We start from the raw sequence: 20070 nt of genomic DNA, 5'->3' as shown, positions 1-20070 counted from the left end.
CACCTGTTCTGTCCGGCCGTCGTGTGCCGGACGGCCGAAAGGCGTTCCGTGACCATCTACTCTCAGCACGCCACCCGTGGAAAGACGCAGATCCTGGCGACCTACGAGGGTCCGGACGGCGTTGTATCCAAGGCTGTGACGAGTCTTGCCGAGCCTCGCCTCGGGGGCCCGGTCGTTGACGCCCTCAATCGAATTTCCGCCTTCGCTACCGTCCCTGTCAGCATCCACGACTGCCGGGAACGGCGTGTGGGCTATTACCCGCGTACGCAGCTTGCCGCGCTCACAGACCCTGCCACCCGCACCGCTCTTCTCGATGGTTCCCACAGTCTGTGGTTCGAGTACGTCTGCCTACGGCTCCATCAGGCGCTCGTCGACCTGGAAAGTGCCATGGCGGCTCTCCCCGACACGGTCAGCAGAGCGATCCGGGCCGAACTGGAGGCAGAGAGGCACGGATTGCAGGCAGGACTCGCGGACTTCTCGGGAACTTCCTCGGAGGAGGATCCGGGGACCGAGCGCTGCTGGGAATTCGGCCACCCCTTCGTGAAGTACGACGACGGGCTGGACACGCTGAGCGACGAGACGCGCGAGCAGCTCGACCGACGCGAGTCGGGATTCACCTCGGAGGAACGGGAGAAGGCGGTCGCTGCCCTCCGGGTGCTGGTCACCGCGCACGCCCAGGGCGGCGACGTGGGGGCTTCACTCGACGACCCCAGCTGTCGCCTCTTCGTGGAGCCGTACGACTCCGACGGCTTCTACCTGACGATCGAAGCGCCGGAGCCAGACGACGACGAGACTTCGTGGGAGATCGAGGTCGGCCGATGGGTGCCGGACGATCCTGAGGAGGAGCCCGGGAACCACACCAGCGCGACAGGCCACGACATGGTCGGCTGTGCCCTTCCGGTCGCGCCGACCGCCGAGGAGATCGCTCATCTGCTGAAGTCTGTGGACGAGAAGCCGCTGCTGCTCGCCGAGTGGGCTGAGACGCCCGTAGGAGCGGTACTCGCAGGGACGGCGATGGTGGTGACCGAACGCTACGACTCGTAATCCGGGTCGGCAAGGAAGCCGTGACGCCGGCGTGATGGGCTGGGAACGGTCCGCCACCGCATGCCGAGCGGATGCTTCAGCCGTGGTGGTCGCCCCGCGAGGTGACGGCCGCGGCTGGCCCGGCGTGCGTTGCCATCCGGATGGGCTGGGGTTGTCCTGGCGGAGTTTGGTGGAGTCGAGGGCTAGCAACTTGGACAACTGCGGAGTGCCTATAGCTGGAAAGCGGGCCCCTCCTCAGAGTCCGACCCCGGCCCAGGAGGGGGGCTGAAATGCCGCTGTGCTGTCCAGTCTGCGTCAGGGGCAGCCGGGAAATCGGGGTATGGGCAGCGGGTTCGGTAGCGGGTAGCGCGTCCAGCCGGTGTCGTGGTCCCAGTGCAGGACGTGGGTCTGGTCCAGCAGGCAGCCGACCCAGAGGGCCGGGCTGACGACGGTCAGGGCATCCTTGAAACGAGGGTGCCCCTTGCGGCCCCCGTAGGTTGCCTTCGCTGTGCTCTCGAACACTACGTGCCAGCCCAGATTTAACTCGGGCATCGCACGTTCCCTGAGGTACGGCTCCCAGGAGCGCCGGTTCTGCTCAGCTACGCTGCTGGTCACCTGTGTGACCTCAACCGCCCGATCAGCGCCGCACATGAAGTCGAAGCGCCCGTTGAGGTCAGCGCGCACCTCATGGAAGTCACCGCACCGAGGGCAGTGGTCATACGGTTCGACGATCTCACCCGTGCAATGCCGCAGAACGCCTGCCGCCCTCAGCTCTACAGGATCACTCGCCCGGGGCATGAGCCTCGACCGTCCCGGCAGGCGCGTCCCAGGGGAGTACCAGCTGTTCCAGCGGCAGACGGGACACTGTCCTGAGCAAGTCATCCCGGCGGTACCCGAGCCCCGCGGCAAGCAGAATCCGCACGTGCTGATCCAGTTCCTCGATCATCACCGCGGGCAGGCCGACGGCCTCGGGGATGACCCACGCATCCTGCAGGAGCAGCGCCAGATCGGTATCGCCAACCGGCAGATGGAGATGCAGCTCCCACGGAGGCACGGTCCGCAGAGGGCCCCGTACCGCCCGGCTCCGCCGCGCGAGCAAGCGCCGACCGGCCACTTGGAGAGCACGCAGCACCGCCATTTCGGCCATGGCCGCCGCCACGGTCTCACGAGGGCTCTGGATCATGATTCTCCTGCTGAATCTCGGAGGCGTACCGCGGCTGGAGGAACGGGATCAGCGGGGCCGGCAGCACGGCGGGGGATCCGAGCAGCTCCCATTGGCAGTCCGGCACTTTGCCGTCGAGGTCGCGCAACGACCGCCGCATCATCAACAGGATCAGGGAGTCCAACGCCCGGTCTGTGGGGGACCAGTGGCGGTCTCCCACCTGGGCCATCAGCACCAGCCCCGACACGAAGGCCCTGCCCATCAGCCAGGCGAGGGCCGCGTCGCCCAGCTCGCCGGCCTCGAGCTCCGCCTCGACCCGTGCGCACAGATCCAGCCCCCACTCGCGGGTCGCCCCGCTCACCTCCCAGGCTTCCCGCAGGTCTTCCAGGGGGGCCGTCTCCACCAGACTCAGCAGGGCGCCGCGGACGTCACCGTCGGGAACGGTGCTCATCCCGCCGTCCGGAAGGAACACCTCCTGGGCGGCATCAGGGACGTCATCGACCGTGTACTCGGCCAGTGACGCCGCCGGGTTGCCCCACCCCGGCGGCTGCACGGCCCGCAGCACGTCACCAATCCCCTGCGGCGTGACGGCGGCACCTCCACGCAGCGCCGTGGTCACCGCGGCAGTCGTGACCTCCCCGCTGGACAGGCTTGGAGGTTCCGGGTTCGCGTCCAGGTCGGCCAGCTCGGGAGGGGGCCACACCACCTCCCGGTCACGCATGTACCGGGCGATGCCCTCATCGATCCGACGCACCCGCGCGGGAACGAGCCGCACCCGCTGCCCCGAGGCGACCACCTCGTCGGCGACGCGCTCCGCCCACTCCGCCTCGTCCTCCCCCTCCTCCGGACCTTGCTCGCCGAGCCCGGCGCCCAGGCCCCGGACCGCCTTGCCGAAGCCGTCCCGCACGGTCCCCTCCGGCACCGGGTGCCCTTCGCCGAACAGCACTAGCGCCAGATGAGAGGGCCGAGCGCCCCTCCGCGCCAGCCGGGCGAGCGCCACGACCAGACCGAATGCCTCGGCGTCCGGAACCGACGCGCTCCCGCGCCCGCGGCCCAGCGCCCGCTTCGTGTGTTCCGGCAACAGCCCCGCCCGCCGCCACGACGCAAGCTGCTTCGCTGACACCACGAAACCGTGGCGGCGCGCGTGCTCGACGAGCTGCTGATCAGCGGAGACCGGACCAGGAGAAGACATGCCGCGAACCTACCTACTTCCGTCGGAAGAGGCCGCGCCTTCGGGAATTAGAGACCCCCCACCTTTACCCGGGCCGGGCGCACCGGGCCTGGTGACCTGGGGGAACCGCCGCAGCGCACGGCCCGGCGGCACTTTAGGAGGAACCATGCTCACTGCACTGACCGCCCTGCTCCCGGCCACCGGGCCCTTGCTCTGGGTCCTGATCACCGTCCTGCTCATCTGGATCACCGTGTACGTCGTCATCGTCGGAGTCGCCCTGCTGCACCCCCGCCGCTCCCGCCGGAGGGAAGCCCGCCAGATCCTCGACTGCCACCTCCTCGTCCTCAGGCCTCTGTGACCCTGCTGTAGAAGTGACCGCGGGGTTGTGGCAAGGGCCGGCCCCGGCCCTTGCCATCCGGATAGGCTGGTGTTGCCTTAACGGAGTTTGGTGGACACGAATGTCGATAATGCCAACCGGCAGGTTCGGCTGTCGTTCCTCGGGTAGGGCTGCGTCTGGCGTCACTGCAGGAGTGATGTCCGGCCGCACCAAGCGCCCACCTGCACGGCGGCCGAGGAACTTGCCCTTCCCCTCCGGACCACCATGAGCCCGGCCCGCCCTGGCCGCCAGCGACTCCGGACAGGAGTTACCTGTCCGGGAAGGCGCCCAGGAGGGCCTCGGCCCGCCCAGCTTCCCTCGGAAGAGCTGCCGCGGACATTGGCGTACCGCGCTGGTGACCTGCGACAGGCACCGCGAGCAGCGGAGGCGCCGCCCGGCCGATGTCGCCGTCCCACGTGGTCCGGATGCGGCGTCAAATCCGGGTCCGGCAGGGTGAGCCGGTGGACGGGTTCGTCGAGGTTCGCCGGGCCGGGACGCGTTGGGAAGTCCGGAAGTCCGGACCGCGGAAAGCCTTCCTGGGGCCAGGGGCGCCCCTCCGCGTCCCGTTCGAACGAGGAGTCGCTCGCGCCGTCGGCACCGAGCTGGCGCGCATACGAGGCCGAGCCGAGGCGTTACGGGACCAGCAGAACCCGGCCCAGCGCGGCCCTGTCGTCGAGCAGCCGGTGCGCCTCGGCCGCCTCGGCGAGCGGCACGGTGGCGTGCACGGAGGTGGTGAGTCTGCCTGCGGCGAAGTAGCCGGCGAGCTCGTCCATTTCCGCGCGCGCCTGCTCGGGCCTGGCCATCCGCCATGCCGTGAGGTTGAAGCCCGCCAGGGACTTCAGCGCGAAGATGCTCGTGACCGGTACGGAGATCAGGTCACCGCCGGCCGCACCGTAGGTCACGGCCCGGCCGTACGGCGCCAGCACCTCGAAGCTGCGCTGCAGGATGTCGCCACCGACCGCGTCGAGCACGACGTCGACCCCGCCCGGCACCGCCGCGCGCACCTGGTCGGTCCAGTTCTCCTCGGTGTAGTTCACCGCGACGTCGGCGCCGTGCCCGCGGGCGAACTCCAGCTTGGCGTCCGAGCCGGCGGTGGCGACCACCGTGCCGGCTCCGAGCAGCTTCGCGATCTGCACGGCGAGGTGCCCGATGCCTCCGGCCGCGGAGTGCACCAGTACCGACTCGCCGGGGGTGAAGTTGCCCGTCCGCAGCGCGCGCAACGCGACCGGCGCGCCCATCGGCAGCATGGTGGCCGAACCGGTGTCGATACCCTCGTCCACCTTGACGATCCACTGCGCCGTGGCGAGCACGTAGTCGGCGTAAGCGTCCTCCGCGGCGAGGGCCGCAATTCGTTCTCCGACCGCGAATCCCTCGACACCCTCACCGAAGGCCTCGACGGTGCCGACGACGTCACCGGTCAGCTTGCCCGGCAGCGGCCGCTGGAAGATTTCCCCCGCCTCCGGCCCCTGCCTGTACTTGGTGTCGACGAAGTTGGCACCGACCGCCTCCGTCTTGATGAGTACCTGACCCTCGCCCGGAACCGGCATCTCGGTCTCCTCGACCTGCAGGACCTCCGGTCCCCCGTACTCGTGGTAGCGGACACGGCGCATGATGACCCCTCTATCCCGGGCTAAAGTGGACTGTCAGTCAACTTGTGGCAAGCGTACTGGACCGTCGGTCCAGTTGTCTCGGAGGTTTCTCGATGGCGGAAGTCCGACGCGAGCGCGCCGACGCGGCCCGCAATCGCCGCGCAATCCTGCGCGTCACCGAGGAGCTCCTGGCCGTGTACCGCCCGGAAGAGATCTCCATGGAACGAGTCGCCGCGGCAGCGGGCGTCGGTAAAGGCACCGTGTTCCACCGCTTCGGCAGCCGCGTGGGCCTCATGGACGCCTTGATCCAGGACCGCGCCCTGGCCCTGCACGACGCCGTGGTCTCCGGCCCGCCTCCGCTGGGTCCCGACGCCGACCCACGGTCGCGCCTTTTCGCGTTCCTCGACGGCATCGTGGACGTGGTGGCCCGCAACAAAGGCCTGCTCGCGGCCCTCGGCCACGCCGCCACCACCACCCCACGCCCCAAAGCGGACGACGGCCATCCTGTCTACCGCTTCTGGCACGGCCACCTCAGCACGTTGCTCGCCGAGCTGCGCCCCTCGCTGGATGCCGAGTTGGTGGCGCACGTTCTGTTGTCGACCCTGGGCAGTGAGCCCATTCTGCAACTCCTGGAGAAGGGAGAGGGAGAACGGCTGGCGGTCACGTTGCGACTGATGGTGACGACCTTGCTGGATACGTGATGCAGCCGACCTGGCCGAGGTCGTCGGGCTCGTAAGGCGCGTGTTCGGGTCGGCATCTGCCCGATGACGCACCAGGTGAAAGGTGCGATCAGGTACCTCGAGGGTTGTCCTGACGGATGTTGGTGGACACGAACGTCTCGAATCACAACCGCCAGGTCCGGTTGTCGTTCATGGCGTAGCTCCGTGCTCCCGAGACCAGGGCACCTTGCCTTCGAGCCGCTTCATGCGCCGCCGTCCCGCCGCAGCGCGTCGGAGACGGACTTCACGCCGCCGTGCGCGGTCATGCCTCCGTCCACCGGAATCTCGGCGCCGCTGATGAAGGAGGACTCGTCCGACAGCAGGAAGACGACGAGCGGGGCGACTTCGTCGACGCTGCCGGTGCGGCCGAGGGGAGTCTCGCGGATGTTGGCCTCCCGGAAGGCGGGCGCGGCCGATGCGGTCATCTCGGTCTCGATGTAGCCGGGGTGGATGGTGTTGACGCGGATGCCGCGCGGGCCCAGTTCCAGAGCAGCCGTCTTCGAGAGGCCGCGCAGCGCCCACTTGCTGGTCGTGTACGCGACCGGGTAGTGGGCGGTGAGGGCCGCCGAGGAGCCGACGTTCACGATGGAGGAGCCGGCGGGCATCAGCGGGGTCAGGTGCTGGATGCCCAGCAGCGGGCCGGTGACGTTGACCGTGTGGACGCGCGCCATGTCCTCGGGCCGTACCTCGCCGACACGGGCCCGCCAGGTGATGCCGGCGTTGTTCACCAGGCCGTGCACCTGGCCGTATCTCTCGCGGAGTTCGGCGGCCAGCCCGGCCCAGTCCTGCTCACTGCTGGCGTCGAGGCGGCGACAGCCGGGTGCGTCCGTCACATCGGTGGCGATGACGCGGGCGCCCTCCCGGGTGAGGGCCGCGGCCTCGGCGGCGCCCTGCCCGCGGGCCGCGCCCGTGACGACGACGACCTTGCCCGCGAGCCTCTTGGCGTAGCCCTCGTTCACGGCCGCTCCCGGTCGCGACGCCGGCCGGCGGGCAGGGGCAGGGGCGCCACACCGGGCACGACCGTACTGGTCAGGGTGCCGATCCCCTCGACGGTGAGGCTCACCGTGTCGCCCGGCTTCAGCGGGGGCGGTGTCTGTTCGCCGCGCACGCCCCACAGTTCGGCGAGGCAGCCGCCGTTGCCGCACGTACCGGAGCCCAGGACGTCTCCCGGCACCACCCGGGTGCCGCGTGAGGCGTAGGCGGTCATCTCCTCGAAGGTCCAGCTCATGTTGGACAGCAGGTCCTTGCCGATGACCTCCCCGTTCACCTCCGCGGTCAGCGCGAGGCGCAGCAGTCCCTCGGCGTCCCGGTACGGCTCCAGTTCGTCGGCGGTGACGAGGTAGGGGCCGAGGGTGGTGGCGGTGTCCTTGCCCTTGCAGGGGCCGAGGCCGACCTTCATCTCCGCGGACTGGAGGTCACGTGCGGACCAGTCGTTGAAGACGGTGTAGCCGACGATGTGGTCGCGCGCCCGCTCGGGGGTGAGGTCGCGTCCCTCGCGGCCGATCACGGCGCCCACTTCCAGTTCGAAGTCGAGTGCCGACGACCCGGGAGGCATCGGAACCGCGTCGTGCGGGCCGTAGACGGCGTGCGGGTTGGTGAAGTAGAAGGTCGGCGCCGCGTACCACTGCTCGGGAACGCCGGCGACGCCGTCGACGGCGCTGCGGACGCCTTCGACGTGCTCCTCGAAGGTCACGAAGTCCCGTACGGAGGACGGCTGCAGGGGGGAGAGCAGCCGTACCTGGGAAACGTGCGGCCCGGGCGGTACGTCCAGGGCTGTCGCCCCGGCGGCGAGCAGCCCCGGCAGCCCGTCGGCCTCCTTGAGGAGAGCGGTGAGTGAGCTGACACCGGGGAGGGGATACAGGGTGCCGTCCTCCTCCACGACGGCCACCCGGCGGCGGTGCTGGTGCTCGTAGCTGGCGAAACGCATGTGCGGCTCCGGAGAGGGAGAGGTGTCAGGCGAGGGGGATGCGCATCAGGGCGTGGCCCACGGTGATGCGGCCGCGATAGCCCGCCGAGCGGGCGGAGGCTCGGACGGCCGTGGCCCATCGGCCGTCCGAGGACGGGGCGGGATCGGCCGGGGCCAGGTGGTCGGGGACCACGTGGGCTGTTCCTGCGGCGGCGGCCTCGCCCCTGTCGGTGACGTCGGTACGTACGCGGCGCATGTACTCGACGACAGGAGTGGGGACGCCCTGCTTCTCGCACCATGCCGCGAGGTTCTACGGGCGAGTGCCGGGGACGCGGCTCGGTGAGCAGGGCGCGGACACGGCTGCCGCGTCCCCGGGGCCGAGGGCCGTCCGGCCTAGACCGGCGGAGCGACGAACACGCCGCGGTCGGGGTCGTTGAACGACTCCTTCGCGACGATTTCGTTCATCGCGTTGGCGGTGCCCCACTGATCGGTGACTTCGGGCTGGGAGAAGTCGTACACGTGCGGGTGCCAGGTGTCCTCGTCGAGGTTCTCCAGCTCCGTCGTGTACTCGACGGTGTTGCCGTGCGGGTCGAGGAAGTACGTGAAGGTGTTGTCGCCCGCCATGTGCCGGCCGGGACCCCAGATCTTCTTGAACCCGGCGCGCATGACCCGGCCGGAGCCGCGCATGTACTCGTCGATGCCGCGCATCTCGAAGGACACGTGGTGCAGTGCGGTGTGCGGGCCCTGGGCGATCGCCATCGAGTGGTGCTGGTTGCTGATCCGCATGAAGTGCATGACCTCGCCCATGTGCGGCGAGCTGAGCGTGTCGGAGAGCGCGAAGCCGAGGTGCCGCTCGTACCACTCCCGCGTGCGGTTGAGATCGGGGGAGTTGAGGACGACGTGGGACAGCTTGACCGGGATCGCCTCCTTCTCCTCGATCCTGCGGTGCTGCCGTACCTCGACGTCGGCGGAGACCTCGACGGTGCGCCCGTCGACGTCGAAGAAGCGGAACCCGTATCCGCCGCCCGGGGTGTCCACCTTTCCGGGCCGGCTGATCAGCTCCACGCCGCCGGCCAGCAGCCGCTCGGCGAGGGTGTCCACGTCGGCGGGGCTCGCGGCGCCGTAGGAGACGAGGTCGAGGCGCTTCTCCTCGGCCTTGCGCAGGCGTACGACGTACTGCTCGGGGGAGCCCTCGGCGGCCAGGAACGAGATCCCGGAGTCCTCGGCGACCTCGGTCAGGCCCCAGACCCCGGCGTAGAAGTCGAGCTGCTTGTCGTAGTCGGGCACGGCGAGGTCGACGTGCCGCAGGTGGGTGAGCAGGCGTGCGTTCATGGTGTTCCTCCTCGTTGAGGTCAGGCGAGTCGCAGGAGGGTGGCGGCGTTGCCGCCGCGTACCGCGTCGAAGTCGGTCTCGGACAGCCGCGCGGCGCGCAGCGCGCCGACCGGATCCTCGGACCCCATGTCGAAGGGGAAGTCCGAGCCGAGCAGGACCCGGTCCGCCCCCGCGGCCTCGATCAATGAGCCCAGCACCCGCGGGTCATGGACGAGGGAGTCGAAGTAGATCCGCTTGAGGTAGCTGCTGGGCAGGTGCGCGCACCCGGCGCCCGCGTCGGAACGTGCCGACCAGGCGTGGTCGGAGCGGCCGATGTGGGTGGGCAGGTAACCACCGCCGTGGGCGGCGACCAGCTTCAGGCCGGGGTGCCTGTCCAGGACCCCGGAGAAGATCAGGTGCGAGAGGGCCACGGCGTTCTCGGTGGGCTGCCCGACCGTGTTGGACAGGTACCACTGGTTGAGGCGCTCGTCGAGCGTGCACCCGAAGGGATGCAGGAAGAGGATCGCACCCGTCTCCTGGGCCCGTGACCAGAACGGTTCGTACGCCGGGTCGGACAGCTCGCGCCCCGGCGCATGGCTGGAGATCTCCACGCCGGCCAGTCCCTGGCCGAGGGCATGGTCGAGGGCGCGCACCATGAGATCCGGGTGCTGGAGGGGTACGAGCCCCAGCCCGCGCAACCGGTCCGGCGCCTGGGCGCAGTGTGCGGCGGTGGCCTCGTCGGCGAGCCGGCAGACCTTCTCGGCCGTGTCGCGGTCCGCCCAGTAGTGGTAGTGCGAGGGGGAGGGGCTGACCAGCTGGACGTCGACACCCTGGGCGTCCATCGCCGTGAGGCGTGCGGAGACGTCGGTCATCTTCGGGATGCGCGCGCGGACCATGGGGCCGCTGACGGCAAGGGCGTCGGGTCCGTTGCGCCGGGCGTCCAGCTCCTTGGCCTCCGCGTGCCCGGGCATGCCGGCGACGAGTGCGTCGATGTCGGGGAGCAGGACGTGGGCGTGCACGTCCACGGTCGGGGTGGTCACGGCAGCTCCCGGAGCATCGTCATGGTGCGGCCCATCAGGCCGGGCACGTCGGCGTCGCGCACGCCGTCGAGCTGCCACTGCCCGATCCGGACGGATGCCTCCACGACCGGCCGGACGCGGGTGATGCGGCGCTCGTAGTACGCCTGGAGCAGTGCGTCGTCCCAGGTGCCGGCCTCGGTCAGCATCTGGGCGAGCACCCAGGCGTCCTCCAGGGACAGGGCCGCGCCCTGGGCGAGGGTGGGCGGGCAGCAGTGCGCGGCGTCGCCGATGAGCACGACGCGGCCGCGGTGCCATGAGCCCTCGACGAGCATGCGGTCGAACCAGGTGTAGTTGACCTGCGCGGGGTCGTTGATGTGCTCCGTGATCTCCGGCCAGAACCCGCCGTACGCGGAGGTCAGCCGGCGCATCTCGTCGGCGTAGGTCTCCGGCGGGATGGACGCCCGGTCGCGGTTGGCCTCGACGACGTACGCGTAGAGCGTGGTGTCGCTGGTGGGGCAGTAGCCGGCGATGTAGGCCGGGCCGCCGTAGGCGAGATCGGTGCGGGTGAGACCTGCCGGGCGCGGGGCGGCGATGCGCCAGATGGCCATGCCGGTCGGCTCCGGCTTCGCGGGGACGCCGATCGCGGCGCGGGTGGCGGAGCCGAGGCCGTCAGCGGCGATGACCAGGCCGTAGCGGCCCTCGGAGCCGTCGCTGAAGCGCGCGGTGACGCCGTCGTCGTGCTGGTCGAAGCCGGTGGCCGTGACGCCCAGGCGCACCCGGGCCCCGCTCGCGCGGACGGCGTCGATGAGGATCCGCTGCAACTGGGGGCGCTGCATCCCGACGGTGGCCGGCAGGTCGTCGCCACCGCTGCGGATGTCGTCCTGCGCGTGCAGGACGGTGCCGTCGGGGGCGGTGATGCCCACGGAGCCGAAGCCGTAGCCGGATGCCCGCACCTGCTCCCAGACGCCCAGTTCACGCAGGACGCGCAGGGCGTTGCCCTGGAGCGTGATGCCGGAACCCGCGGTGGCGTTCCAGTCGTCCTTCGCTTCGATCAGGTCCACGTCGAGCCCGGCGCGGCGCAGCAGGACGGTGACGGCGTTGCCGGCCGCGCCGCCGCCGATCACCAGGACCGTACGGTCGTTACTCATGGGGAACTCCCTTGTTCCGCTGGTTACTTGACGGCGATCGGGTTGACCGGGCTGCCGACCGCGCCGGTGATCGGCAAAGGTGCGGCGGTGAGCCAGAAGTCGTACACGCCGTCCGCCGCGCAGTCCTCCGCGAGCGCGTCCGGATCCCACATCTCGCCGATGAGCAGGCCCATGTTGGGGATGGCGACCTGGTGCAGCGGCTGGAAGGCGTGCTCGAACTCGTTGGGCCGCACCTCGAAACCCCAGGTGTCGGTCGCGATCGCGGCGATCTCCGTGCCGTGCAGCCAGCCGGCCGCCGTGAACGACAGGCCGGGAGCCGGTCCGCCGGCGTACTCGCCCCAGCCGTCGCGACGGACCCGGGTGAGCTGTCCGGTACGCACCAGCACGATGTCGCCCCGGCCCACGCTCACGCCCTGGGTATCTGCCGTGGCCGTCAGGTGCCCCGCGGTGATCGCGAATCCGTCGGGCAGTTCACCGTTCTCACCGACGACCCGGCCGACGTCGAGCAGCACTCCGCGTCCCGCGACGTGCGGCGCCATGTGCTCGATGCCGGTGACCAGGTCGCCTTCGGAGGTGACGACCTTCTCCGCCGGGCGCCCGTTCCACGCCTTGCCGTGGTCGAAGATGTGGCCGAGCCCGTCCCACTGGGTGGAGCACTGCAGCGGCATCGCGATGACGTCGTCGGCGCCGCCGAGGCCGTGCGGGAAGCCCTGCCCGGTGAGGACCGCGTCGGTGCCGGTGTCGAGCATCGTGTGCACGGGGTTGGTGCGCCGCCGCCAGCCCTTCTGCGGGCCGTCCATGTCGAAGCGCTGGGAGAGGGAGAAGCTGACACCCCGCCTGATCAGGCCGGCGCCCTCGCGGCGCTTGGCCTCGTCGAGGAAGTTCAGGGTGCCGAGCACATCGTCCTCGCCCCAGCGGCCCCAGTTGCCGTACGCCTTGGCGGCTTCGGCGATCGAGCCCTCGGGGTCGGTGCGGTCGAGGCTCACGATGTCTCCTCCGCGACGCAGCGGGTGCGCTGGACGCCGAGCCCGGTGACCGTGCCCTCCATGACGTCCCCGTCGCGCAGCAGCCGGCCCCAGTGCATGCCGTTCCCGGCCGGACTGCCCGTCAGCACCACGTCACCGGGCAGGAGGCGCGCGGTCTGCGAGACGTAGGACACCACACGCGCGACGTCGAAGATCATGTCCTTGGTGGACTCGTCCTGCATGGTCTCGCCGTTCAGCTTCAGCGTCACCTGCAGGTCGTCCGGGTCGGCGACCGACGCGGCGGGCACGATCCAGGGGCCGAGCGGGGTGAAGCCGGGGGCGTTCTTGCTGCGCAGCCAGTCGGTGCCGATCTGCGGCATGTCCCGGCGGAAGACCGTGGTGCGGTCGGTGAGGTCGTTGGCGATGGTGTAGCCGGCGACGTGGTCCAGTGCCTCCTCGGTGGACACCCGGTAGGCGGGCCGCCCGATGACGGCGGCCAGCTCCAGCTCCCAGTCCGGCTTCTCGGCCCATACCGGGAGCACGACGTCGTCATAGGGGCCGGTGATCGCACTCGGCAGCCCGATGAACACGTACGGCAGGTCCTCGGCCGCCCGGCGGTCCATGATCTCCGCCGCCTCCGCGCGCCGCTCCTCCTCGGAACGGTGGTCGTCCGGGGCGCGGTGCGCGACGTGCAGGTCGATGACGTGCTGCCGGTAGTTCGCACCCGACTGGAAGACCTGCCGGGGCTCGACGGGAGCGTGCACCCGGAAGTCCGCCAGCGGCTTCCGCTGCTGTCCGCCGTCCTCGGCCAGTGCTTCCAGCCGAGGCAGGGCGGCCTCCCAGTTCTCAAGAAGGCTCCGGACGGCCAACCGGTCGTCGCCGAATCCGGCTCGCAGATCGACCACCTGGGCGTCGGGTGTGACGAGAGCGGGGAACGAGGGCCCGTGCGGGGCCGACAGCGTGGCGAGGGCGAACCGTCCGGCGAAGAGCGCGGACGCGGGTGCGGGTTTCACAGACATGTCCTCCTGATTGCGATGTGACTAATCTGAACCCGCCCTCCGTAATCATGGAAATCGATTCTATGGATCACAGCCATCCACGGTGTTTATTCACCCTGGTCGGCGACGTATCGCACGTCTATCGCAAAAGGAAAGCCCTTGAACCTGTCCCGTCTGGACCTCAACCTCGTCGTCGCGCTGCGTGCCCTGCTGGAAGAGCGCAACGTCACGCGCGCCGGACAGCGCGTCGGCCTCAGCCAGCCGGCCATGAGTGCCGCCCTGGCCCGACTGCGCCGCCACTTCGACGACGACCTGCTCGCCCGGGTCGGCGGCCACTACGAACTCACCGCCCTCGGACAGGTCCTCCTCGACCGCACCGCGACCGCCTACGACGTGCTGGAGCGCCTGTTCGCCAGCCAGGCCGACTTCGACCCGGTGAGCGAGAGCCGCGAGTTCAAGCTGATCGCCTCCGACTACGCCGTCGCCGTGTTCGGCACCGAACTCGCCCGGGTCGTGCACGAGGAGGCTCCCGGCATCCGCCTGCGCTTCACCCAGCCCCCGACCACCATCGTCGACGACACGGCCACGCTGCTGAGCACCACCGACGGCCTGCTCATGCCGCACGGAGTCGTCAGCGACTTTCCCGCCACCGACCTCTACCAGGACCGGTGGGTCTTCCTCGTCGCCCACGACCACCCGAGTGTGGACGACCGGCTCACCCGCCAGGACCTCGCCCGGCTGCCGTGGGTCACCTACCAGCGCACCTACGACGCCCCCGCCGTACGGCAACTCGGAATGCTCGGCGTCGAACCACGCGTGGAGGTCTCCGTCGACAGCTTCCAGCTGCTGCCGCTCCTGGTCGCCGGCACCCGGCGCATCGCCCTGATCCAGGCCCGCCTCGCCCACCTGATGGCGCCCCTCGCCGCCGTGCGTGTGGTGGAGCCGCCGTACGAAGCGGTACCGCTGCAAGAGGCGATGTGGTGGCACCCGGTCCACACGCACGACGCCGCACACATCTGGCTGCGGGAAACGGCGGCCCGGGTCGGCAGACGCATGACTGACGCGCAGGACGAACCGGCACCCTCCTGACCGGTGGCGGGAGCGGACGACCTGGAGCGACGGCATCCACCCGGTGGATCCGAGGCATCCGAAAATCGGATCGTGGCAGGGCTGGGCAGGCCACCCCGGGGACCGCATAGTCGTGGCACATCCCGCCGGCCGTGCGCCGACGTCTTCGACCGACGACCTTCTGCCGCGCGCGTCACCCTTCCCGCCTCACGCTCCGGAGTGCCGCCATGCCCGCTCCCGCCATCCCGCCCTCCGCCATGCCGCCCTCCGATGCGTACGACTCCCCGCATCCGCAGGGGAAACTGCCTGCTGCCCTCCTCATGGCCGGCAGTTGCCTGCCCGTCCTCGGCGCTGTGCTGCTCGCACCGGTTCTGCCTCGTATGCGGGACCACTTCGAGGGTGTCGCCGGCAGTGAGGCCCTGGTGCCCCTGGTGCTGACCGTTCCCGCGCTCTCGCTGGCCCTGCTGGCTCCCTTTGCCGGTGTCGTCGTCGACCGTCTCGGCCGCAAGCGTCTGCTGATCGTGGCGACGGTCCTGTACACGGTGTTCGGCACGGTTCCGTTGTGGGTGGACTCGCTGTACGGCATTCCCGCCAGCCGCGTGCTGGTGGGTGTGGCCGAGGCGGCGATCATGACCGCTTGCGCGACGCTGATCGGTGACTACTGCACGGGGCGCGTCCGCGACCGCTACCTCGCTCTGCAGACCATGTGCGCGTCGGCGTCCGCCACCGTCTTCTTCGCGCTCGGTGGAGCCCTGGGAGGGGCCGGCCGGCAGGCGCCGTTCTGGGTGTACGGAATCGGGCTGCTGCTCGCCCCCGCCATGGCTCGTGTGCTGCCGACGCCGGTGCCCTCATCGGGGATGCGTTCCGAGCCGAACGCCTCCACGGCGGACAAGCGGCCCTTCCCGATGCGCCGTATGGCCGGCCTCTGCCTGCTGACCGCGTTCGGCGTCGCCGTGTCCTCGATGATCAGCACGGCTCCGCGGACCTGGTGCGCGGCGATCAGCGCGAGGTGCCGGCCGTCCTCCGACGCCGCGTGTGCGCCGGTGCGCACCGTTCAACGGCTCACCGGGGCCGCCGTGGTGCCGCGTCGCACGAGGCGCGGCGTCATCGTCGTCTGCATGGCCCGCTCCCGCCTGCCTTCCACCCGCTCGACGAGCATGCGGGCGGCGGTGGAGCCCATGGTGTGTCCGGCCTGGTCGACGCTGGTGAGCTGGACCGGGGCCAGAGCCGCGAGAGCGGTGTTGTTGTAGCCGACGAGCGAGAGGTCCTCGGGGATGCGCAGGCCGAGTTCGTGGGCCGCACGGTAGATGCCCAGGGCTGCGACGTCGGCGCCGGTCATGACGGCGGTCGGCCGGGACTCGGCCGTCAGCAGGGTCATTCCGGCCTTGAAGCCGCCTTCGTCGGAGTACGCGGCGTGCAGTACCCGCGCGTGGTCGGAGAGCCCGTGCCGTTCCATGGCGTCGAGGTAGCCGGCCGTCAGCACGATCTCGGGGGTGCGTTTCCACCGGTTGGACTTGGTGCCGGGGGCCGAGACCAGGGCGATGTCGCGGTGGCCGAGCGCGACCAAGTGGTCGACGACCAGGCCCGCTCCGGTGTCGTCGGCGTCGACGACCGAGTCGTGGGTGTCGGAGCCGTCATGGTGGCCGAGGACCACGGTGGGCGTGGACGTGGCGGTGTTCAGGACTTCGTCGCGCGATGTCCCCGGGGCGATGAGGATCAGGCCGTCCATCTGGCGGTCCACCATGGAGCGAATGGTCTTGGCCTGCTCCTCCGGCGAGAATCCCGCCGCGCCGATCAGCACGGTGTACTCGCTGTCGCGGAGCTCGTCCTGGACGCCGTCGAGGATGTCGGCGAAGAACGCGTTGCGGACGTTGTCCAGCAGCACGCCGATGGTGTAGGTCCGGCCGCGCATGCCGCGCGCCGCCGCGTGCGGCCGGTAGCCGAGTTCGGCGATCGCGGCCCTGACCTTCTCCTGCATCGCCGGGCTCACGCCGTAGGCACTGCGCATCACTTTGGAGACCGCGGCCGTGGACACGCCGGCATGGCGGGCGACGTCGGTGATGGTCACGCGTTTGTTCTGCCTGGGTGTCGCGGCCCGGTCCATCGTCAGCGCTCCGTGTCTCGTGATCGTGAATATAACGGTCTACACCACCGCCACCGGAGGTCGTCAAGCCCTCTGATGCGTTGCCTTAGTGTTACACCGTCGTGTCTTGACGGGAACGGGGGAGCGGTGCAGGGTGTTGCCCAATCCTAGTGGAGAACGTTTTACGAACTCTCCCCGCGGTAGGGCCTTCTGCGTTGCCTTCCGTTGCCTTCGGTGCCGCTCTTCACCCTCGTCTTCCTCTCCGTACTTCTTGGGAGTCTTCCGTGTCCCCTCGTATGCCCCGTGCCCGCCGTGCGCGCCTGAGCCTGCTCACCGCTGCAACGGCCTCACTGGCGCTGCTGGCCACTGCCTGTGGCGGCAGCGGCGGTGGTTCCTCGTCCGCGCCGAAGAACTTCACCTACCTCAGCGTCACCGAGAACACCGCGATCAAGGCAGCGCTGACCACGTTGTCCACGGGTGCGTGCAAGGCCGAGAACAAGGCACTGCCGCTGAAGGTGGAGACGGTCCCGCAGGCGAGCCTCGACCAGAAGCTCCAGCTCCTGGCCGGACAGGACGCCCTGCCGGTGCAGTTCGCCGCCGGCAGCGCACCCGCGCTCACGAACCGGCTGAACAAGTCCGGCAAGATCGCCGACCTGGAGAAGGAGCTCAAGGACCGCGGGGTCCTGGACCAGATCGAGCCGGCCGCCGTCTCGACGGTCAAGGCGCTCTACGACGGCAAGCTGGCGGTCCTGCCCTTCGAGTACAACATCGAGGGCATCTTCTACAACAAGAAGCTGTTCACCGCCAACGGCCTCTCCCAGCCCGCTACCTGGGACGATCTCGTCGCCGCTTCCGCGAAACTCCAGAGCAAGGGCATACAGCCCTTCTCCGCCTCCGGACAGCAGGGCTGGCCCCTCACACGCCTTCTCAGCGGTTACCTGTACCGCAGTCTCGGGCCCGACGCCCTCAAGAAGGTCGCCGACGGCACGGCCGAGCTGACCGACCCCGAGTACGTCAAGGCCGCCGAGGAAGTAGCCGCGCTCGGCAAGAAGGGCTACTTCGGCAAGGGGCTCGGCTCCATCGACTACGACACGGCGATGAACCAGTTCCTCAACGGCAAGGCCGCCATGTTCTACATGGGCAGCTGGGCGCTGACCAACATCTCCGACGCCGAGCAGAACAAGGTCGGCGCCGAGAACGTCGGGTTCATGCCCTTCCCCGCCGTCACCGGCGGCAAGGGCAAGATCGACCAGTACCCCTCCAACGTCGGGCTGGGCATCACCCTGGCCAAGAAGTCCTTCGACGACAAGACCGGTGACTGGACCGCCTGCATCGCGAAGAACTACGGCGCCACCGTCCTCAAGGGACAGGGCGCGATCTCCGGCTTCAAGGTGAACGAGGAGTTCGAGGACGCCAACGAGGTGACCGCGGACGTCAGGCAGACCATCGAGGCCTCCACGCAGAACGTGCTGTGGTTCGAGGCCCTGTTCAGCACCAAGGCCACCACGGTCAGCCAGACCAACGCGGCGTCCCTGGTCAGCGGCGGCATGAGCCCCCAGAAGTTCATGCAGACCGTGCAGGACGCCCTGGCCGCCAAGTGACCTGCCGGGGGCGGCCCACCGGGCCTCCTCGCACGCCCGTACCCGGGTGAGCCGCCCCCGGTCCCGTCCGGCAGGTCTCTTCAACGGAAACGAAGTGGATACCACCCATGCACCGCGTCCTCGGTGACCGCAGGGCCGTCCTGATCCTGCTCGGTCCCGCTCTCCTCGTCTATTCCCTGATCATGCTCGTCCCGATGGCGTGGTCGCTCGGGTACTCCTTCACCACGGGCAACACCATCGACGGCTTCACGGGCAACGGACTGGACAACTTCCAGCACCTGTTCACCGACGAAGCCGTCCAGGACGCCCTCTGGTTCACCCTCAAGTACGCCTTCGTCGTGACCGCCGGGCAGGTCGTCGCCGGCTATCTGCTCGCCCTGCTGTACGTCTTCTTCCTCAAGCGCGCCTCCGCGCTCGTACGCACCCTGGCCTTCTTCCCCGTCGTCCTGCCCACCGTGGCGGTCGGCCTGCTGTTCCAGAAGCTGTTCCAGGGCGCGCCGCAGACCGGTCCCGTCAACTCGCTGCTGAACATGGCCGGCATCGAGTCGGTCGACTGGTTCGCGAGCGCCGGGAGTGCCTTCTGGGTGCTGGTCCTCATGGACGTCTGGCGCTCCATGGGCTTCTACGCGGTCCTGCTCTTCGCCGGCCTGGTCGACATACCCGACGAACTGCTGGAATCCGCCCGCATGGACGGCGCCTCCGGCCTGCGCCTCGTACGCCACATCGTGCTGCCCCTGTCCTTCCCCGTCCTCATGTCGTCCCTCATCTTCAGCATCAACGGAACCCTGAAGGTCTTCGACTCGATCGTCGCGCTGACCAACGGCGGCCCCGGCAGCGGCACCACCCCGCTGACCCTCTCCATGTTCCAGACGTCGTTCACCTACAGCGACTACGGCTACGGCAGCACCATCGCCCTGCTGCTGACCGTCGTCTGCCTCCTGGTGACCCTCGTCGTCTTCCGCCTCTCGCGACACGACCTCACGAAGGGCTGACCCCATGTCCCTCGACACGCACCCCCTGCCCGTCCCCGCCCTCCCCAGGGCCGGCGGCGCCCCGCACCGAGCCGGCCCGAGGCGCCGTTCCCCCGGGCGCACCTGGGGCAGGGCCGTCATCGCGCTGCTGCTGGTCGTCGAGATCTACCCACTGCTGTGGATGTTCCTGACCTCCCTCAAATCGAACGACGACTACCTGAACAGCTCCACGTGGAGCCTGCCGTCGACCTGGGAGTGGGGCAACTACACCGAGGCGTGGACCACGGGCAACATCGGCCTGTACATCCGGAACAGCCTGCTCGCCGTACTGCCGTCCCTCGCACTGGTCCTGCTGCTCGGCACCGCGGCCGGCTTCGCCTTGCAGATCATGGTGTGGAAAGGCCGCAGCCTGACCCTGCTGATCTTCCTGGCGGGCATCATGGTGCCGTCCCAGATGATCCTGCTGCCCCTGTTCACCGTCTACTTCCGAGCGGGCCTGTCGGGCACGCTGTGGCCGCTGATCCTCACCTACACCGGCACGGGCCTTCCCCTGACCGTCTTCATGATGGCCACCTACTACAAGACCGTGCCCCGCGAGATGTTCGAAGCGGCGGCCCTCGACGGCGCCGGCATCCTGCGCGCCTTCTGGACCATCAGCATCCCCATGGTCCGCAACGCCATCCTCACCGTCGGCCTGGTCCAGTTCTTCTTCATCTGGAACGACCTGCTCATCGCGCTGACCTTCACCAACAACCAGGACCTGCGCACCATCCAGGTCGGCCTGCTCAACTTCACCGGCGACTTCGGCGCCACCCAGTACGGACCGCTGTTCGCGGCCATCTGCATCAACGTCTTCGGCACGCTCCTGATCTATCTCTTCCTCAACCAGAAGGTCATGAAGGGCCTGACCGGAGGAGCCGTCAAGGGCTGACGCCACGGCTCTCCCCAGCACACCAGCAC

Annotated in this window: 20 protein-coding genes and 1 pseudogene; 8 read left to right on the top strand and 13 right to left on the bottom strand. The window is 69.5% G+C overall.

The window, feature by feature from the left end:
- Nucleotides 1-48 precede the first annotated feature (48 nt).
- Entirely contained in the window at nucleotides 49-1044 is a 996-nt protein-coding gene (locus tag ABZ454_RS35890) for a hypothetical protein (protein WP_359543698.1), read from the top strand.
- Between the two features lie 294 nt (nucleotides 1045-1338).
- Here ABZ454_RS35890 and ABZ454_RS35885 read toward each other — a convergent pair whose 3' ends face one another.
- The 3 genes from ABZ454_RS35885 to ABZ454_RS35875 all read right to left on the bottom strand — a co-directional run bounded on the left by ABZ454_RS35885 (nucleotide 1339) and on the right by ABZ454_RS35875 (nucleotide 3377).
- A complete protein-coding gene (locus ABZ454_RS35885; protein ID WP_359543697.1) occupies nucleotides 1339-1638 on the bottom strand; it encodes a hypothetical protein in 300 nt (99 codons plus the stop codon).
- Between the two features lie 166 nt (nucleotides 1639-1804).
- The gene (locus tag ABZ454_RS35880; RefSeq protein WP_359543696.1) at nucleotides 1805-2206 is read right to left on the bottom strand and encodes a hypothetical protein; all 402 of its coding nucleotides are present in this window, start codon (nucleotides 2204-2206) and stop codon (nucleotides 1805-1807) included.
- Nucleotides 2187-3377 (bottom strand): hypothetical protein, encoded by a 1191-nt coding sequence (locus ABZ454_RS35875; RefSeq protein ID WP_359543695.1) that lies wholly within the window; start codon nucleotides 3375-3377, stop codon nucleotides 2187-2189. Before ABZ454_RS35875 ends, ABZ454_RS35880 begins: the two co-directional genes overlap by 20 nt.
- A 145-nt stretch (nucleotides 3378-3522) precedes the next feature.
- On the opposite strand from ABZ454_RS35875, the gene ABZ454_RS35870 reads away from it, so the two are divergent.
- A complete protein-coding gene (locus ABZ454_RS35870; protein ID WP_359543694.1) occupies nucleotides 3523-3714 on the top strand; it encodes a hypothetical protein in 192 nt (63 codons plus the stop codon).
- A gap of 650 nt (nucleotides 3715-4364) precedes the next feature.
- Here the strand turns inward: ABZ454_RS35870 and ABZ454_RS35865 are convergent.
- The gene (locus tag ABZ454_RS35865) at nucleotides 4365-5342 is read right to left on the bottom strand and encodes a zinc-binding dehydrogenase (RefSeq protein WP_359543693.1); all 978 of its coding nucleotides are present in this window, start codon (nucleotides 5340-5342) and stop codon (nucleotides 4365-4367) included.
- Between the two features lie 92 nt (nucleotides 5343-5434).
- Between ABZ454_RS35865 and ABZ454_RS35860 the strand changes: the two genes are divergently transcribed.
- Nucleotides 5435-6022 carry a TetR/AcrR family transcriptional regulator gene (locus ABZ454_RS35860; RefSeq protein WP_359543692.1) on the top strand — a complete coding sequence of 196 codons (588 nt, stop codon included), beginning with the start codon at nucleotides 5435-5437 and terminating at the stop codon, nucleotides 6020-6022.
- A 221-nt stretch (nucleotides 6023-6243) separates the two neighbouring features.
- Here ABZ454_RS35860 and ABZ454_RS35855 read toward each other — a convergent pair whose 3' ends face one another.
- The 8 genes from ABZ454_RS35855 to ABZ454_RS35820 form a co-directional block, all read right to left on the bottom strand.
- A complete protein-coding gene (locus tag ABZ454_RS35855; protein ID WP_359543691.1) occupies nucleotides 6244-6999 on the bottom strand; it encodes an SDR family oxidoreductase in 756 nt (251 codons plus the stop codon).
- Complete coding sequence (locus ABZ454_RS35850) at nucleotides 6996-7967, bottom strand: fumarylacetoacetate hydrolase family protein (RefSeq protein ID WP_359543690.1); 972 nt, start codon at nucleotides 7965-7967, stop codon at nucleotides 6996-6998. The genes ABZ454_RS35855 and ABZ454_RS35850 overlap by 4 nt, the downstream gene beginning before the upstream one ends.
- 25 nt (nucleotides 7968-7992) lie before the next feature.
- Entirely contained in the window at nucleotides 7993-8202 is a 210-nt protein-coding gene (locus ABZ454_RS35845; protein WP_359543689.1) for a hypothetical protein, read from the bottom strand.
- A gap of 137 nt (nucleotides 8203-8339) precedes the next feature.
- On the bottom strand, nucleotides 8340-9278 hold the full coding sequence (locus ABZ454_RS35840; RefSeq protein WP_356318697.1) for a VOC family protein: 939 nt from the start codon (nucleotides 9276-9278) through the stop codon (nucleotides 8340-8342).
- A gap of 20 nt (nucleotides 9279-9298) precedes the next feature.
- On the bottom strand, nucleotides 9299-10297 hold the full coding sequence (locus ABZ454_RS35835) for an amidohydrolase family protein (protein WP_359543688.1): 999 nt from the start codon (nucleotides 10295-10297) through the stop codon (nucleotides 9299-9301).
- Nucleotides 10294-11424, bottom strand: a complete 1131-nt coding sequence (locus ABZ454_RS35830) for an FAD-dependent oxidoreductase (protein ID WP_359543687.1) — start codon at nucleotides 11422-11424, stop codon at nucleotides 10294-10296. Before ABZ454_RS35830 ends, ABZ454_RS35835 begins: the two co-directional genes overlap by 4 nt.
- 23 nt (nucleotides 11425-11447) lie before the next feature.
- Nucleotides 11448-12410, bottom strand: coding sequence for a cyclase family protein (locus tag ABZ454_RS35825; protein WP_359543686.1), 963 nt, complete (start codon nucleotides 12408-12410; stop codon nucleotides 11448-11450).
- On the bottom strand, nucleotides 12407-13408 hold the full coding sequence (locus tag ABZ454_RS35820) for a fumarylacetoacetate hydrolase family protein (RefSeq protein WP_359543685.1): 1002 nt from the start codon (nucleotides 13406-13408) through the stop codon (nucleotides 12407-12409). Before ABZ454_RS35820 ends, ABZ454_RS35825 begins: the two co-directional genes overlap by 4 nt.
- A gap of 138 nt (nucleotides 13409-13546) precedes the next feature.
- On the opposite strand from ABZ454_RS35820, the gene ABZ454_RS35815 reads away from it, so the two are divergent.
- Complete coding sequence (locus ABZ454_RS35815) at nucleotides 13547-14476, top strand: LysR family transcriptional regulator (RefSeq protein ID WP_359543684.1); 930 nt, start codon at nucleotides 13547-13549, stop codon at nucleotides 14474-14476.
- Nucleotides 14477-14682: 206 nt separating this feature from the next.
- Nucleotides 14683-15705 (top strand): MFS transporter, encoded by a 1023-nt coding sequence (locus ABZ454_RS35810; RefSeq protein ID WP_359543683.1) that lies wholly within the window; start codon nucleotides 14683-14685, stop codon nucleotides 15703-15705.
- On the opposite strand, the pseudogene ABZ454_RS35805 reads toward ABZ454_RS35810, so the two are convergent.
- A pseudogene (locus ABZ454_RS35805) lies at nucleotides 15591-16559 on the bottom strand (LacI family DNA-binding transcriptional regulator); the annotation flags it as partial. The gene ABZ454_RS35810 and the pseudogene ABZ454_RS35805 sit on opposite strands and share 115 nt — an antisense overlap.
- Before the next feature lie 263 nt (nucleotides 16560-16822).
- Here ABZ454_RS35805 and ABZ454_RS35800 point away from each other — a divergent pair.
- The 3 genes from ABZ454_RS35800 (at nucleotide 16823) to ABZ454_RS35790 (ending at nucleotide 20041) form a co-directional block, all read left to right on the top strand.
- Nucleotides 16823-18139, top strand: a complete 1317-nt coding sequence (locus ABZ454_RS35800; protein WP_359543682.1) for an extracellular solute-binding protein — start codon at nucleotides 16823-16825, stop codon at nucleotides 18137-18139.
- 107 nt (nucleotides 18140-18246) lie between these two features.
- Nucleotides 18247-19131 (top strand): sugar ABC transporter permease, encoded by an 885-nt coding sequence (locus ABZ454_RS35795; RefSeq protein WP_359543681.1) that lies wholly within the window; start codon nucleotides 18247-18249, stop codon nucleotides 19129-19131.
- A gap of 4 nt (nucleotides 19132-19135) precedes the next feature.
- Nucleotides 19136-20041, top strand: coding sequence for a carbohydrate ABC transporter permease (locus ABZ454_RS35790; RefSeq protein WP_359543680.1), 906 nt, complete (start codon nucleotides 19136-19138; stop codon nucleotides 20039-20041).
- Nucleotides 20042-20070: the final 29 nt, after the last annotated feature.

This window comes from Streptomyces sp. NPDC005803, from assembly GCF_040630435.1.
Lineage (GTDB): Bacteria > Actinomycetota > Actinomycetes > Streptomycetales > Streptomycetaceae > Streptomyces.
The sequence above is the reverse complement of the archived record's forward strand: the minus strand, read 5'-3'. Positions and strand labels throughout refer to the sequence as shown.

Coding starts and splice junctions, on each gene's coding strand:
- ABZ454_RS35880 (WP_359543696.1), bottom strand. CDS start 2,206: ATGATCCAGAGCCCTCGTGAGACCGTGGCGGCGGCCATGGCCGAAATG.
- ABZ454_RS35875 (WP_359543695.1), bottom strand. CDS start 3,377: ATGTCTTCTCCTGGTCCGGTCTCCGCTGATCAGCAGCTCGTCGAGCAC.
- ABZ454_RS35870 (WP_359543694.1), top strand. CDS start 3,523: ATGCTCACTGCACTGACCGCCCTGCTCCCGGCCACCGGGCCCTTGCTC.
- ABZ454_RS35865 (WP_359543693.1), bottom strand. CDS start 5,342: ATGCGCCGTGTCCGCTACCACGAGTACGGGGGACCGGAGGTCCTGCAG.
- ABZ454_RS35860 (WP_359543692.1), top strand. CDS start 5,435: ATGGCGGAAGTCCGACGCGAGCGCGCCGACGCGGCCCGCAATCGCCGC.
- ABZ454_RS35850 (WP_359543690.1), bottom strand. CDS start 7,967: ATGCGTTTCGCCAGCTACGAGCACCAGCACCGCCGCCGGGTGGCCGTC.
- ABZ454_RS35845 (WP_359543689.1), bottom strand. CDS start 8,202: ATGCGCCGCGTACGTACCGACGTCACCGACAGGGGCGAGGCCGCCGCC.
- ABZ454_RS35840 (WP_356318697.1), bottom strand. CDS start 9,278: ATGAACGCACGCCTGCTCACCCACCTGCGGCACGTCGACCTCGCCGTG.
- ABZ454_RS35830 (WP_359543687.1), bottom strand. CDS start 11,424: ATGAGTAACGACCGTACGGTCCTGGTGATCGGCGGCGGCGCGGCCGGC.
- ABZ454_RS35820 (WP_359543685.1), bottom strand. CDS start 13,408: ATGTCTGTGAAACCCGCACCCGCGTCCGCGCTCTTCGCCGGACGGTTC.
- ABZ454_RS35810 (WP_359543683.1), top strand. CDS start 14,683: ATGCCCGCTCCCGCCATCCCGCCCTCCGCCATGCCGCCCTCCGATGCG.
- ABZ454_RS35795 (WP_359543681.1), top strand. CDS start 18,247: ATGCACCGCGTCCTCGGTGACCGCAGGGCCGTCCTGATCCTGCTCGGT.
- ABZ454_RS35790 (WP_359543680.1), top strand. CDS start 19,136: ATGTCCCTCGACACGCACCCCCTGCCCGTCCCCGCCCTCCCCAGGGCC.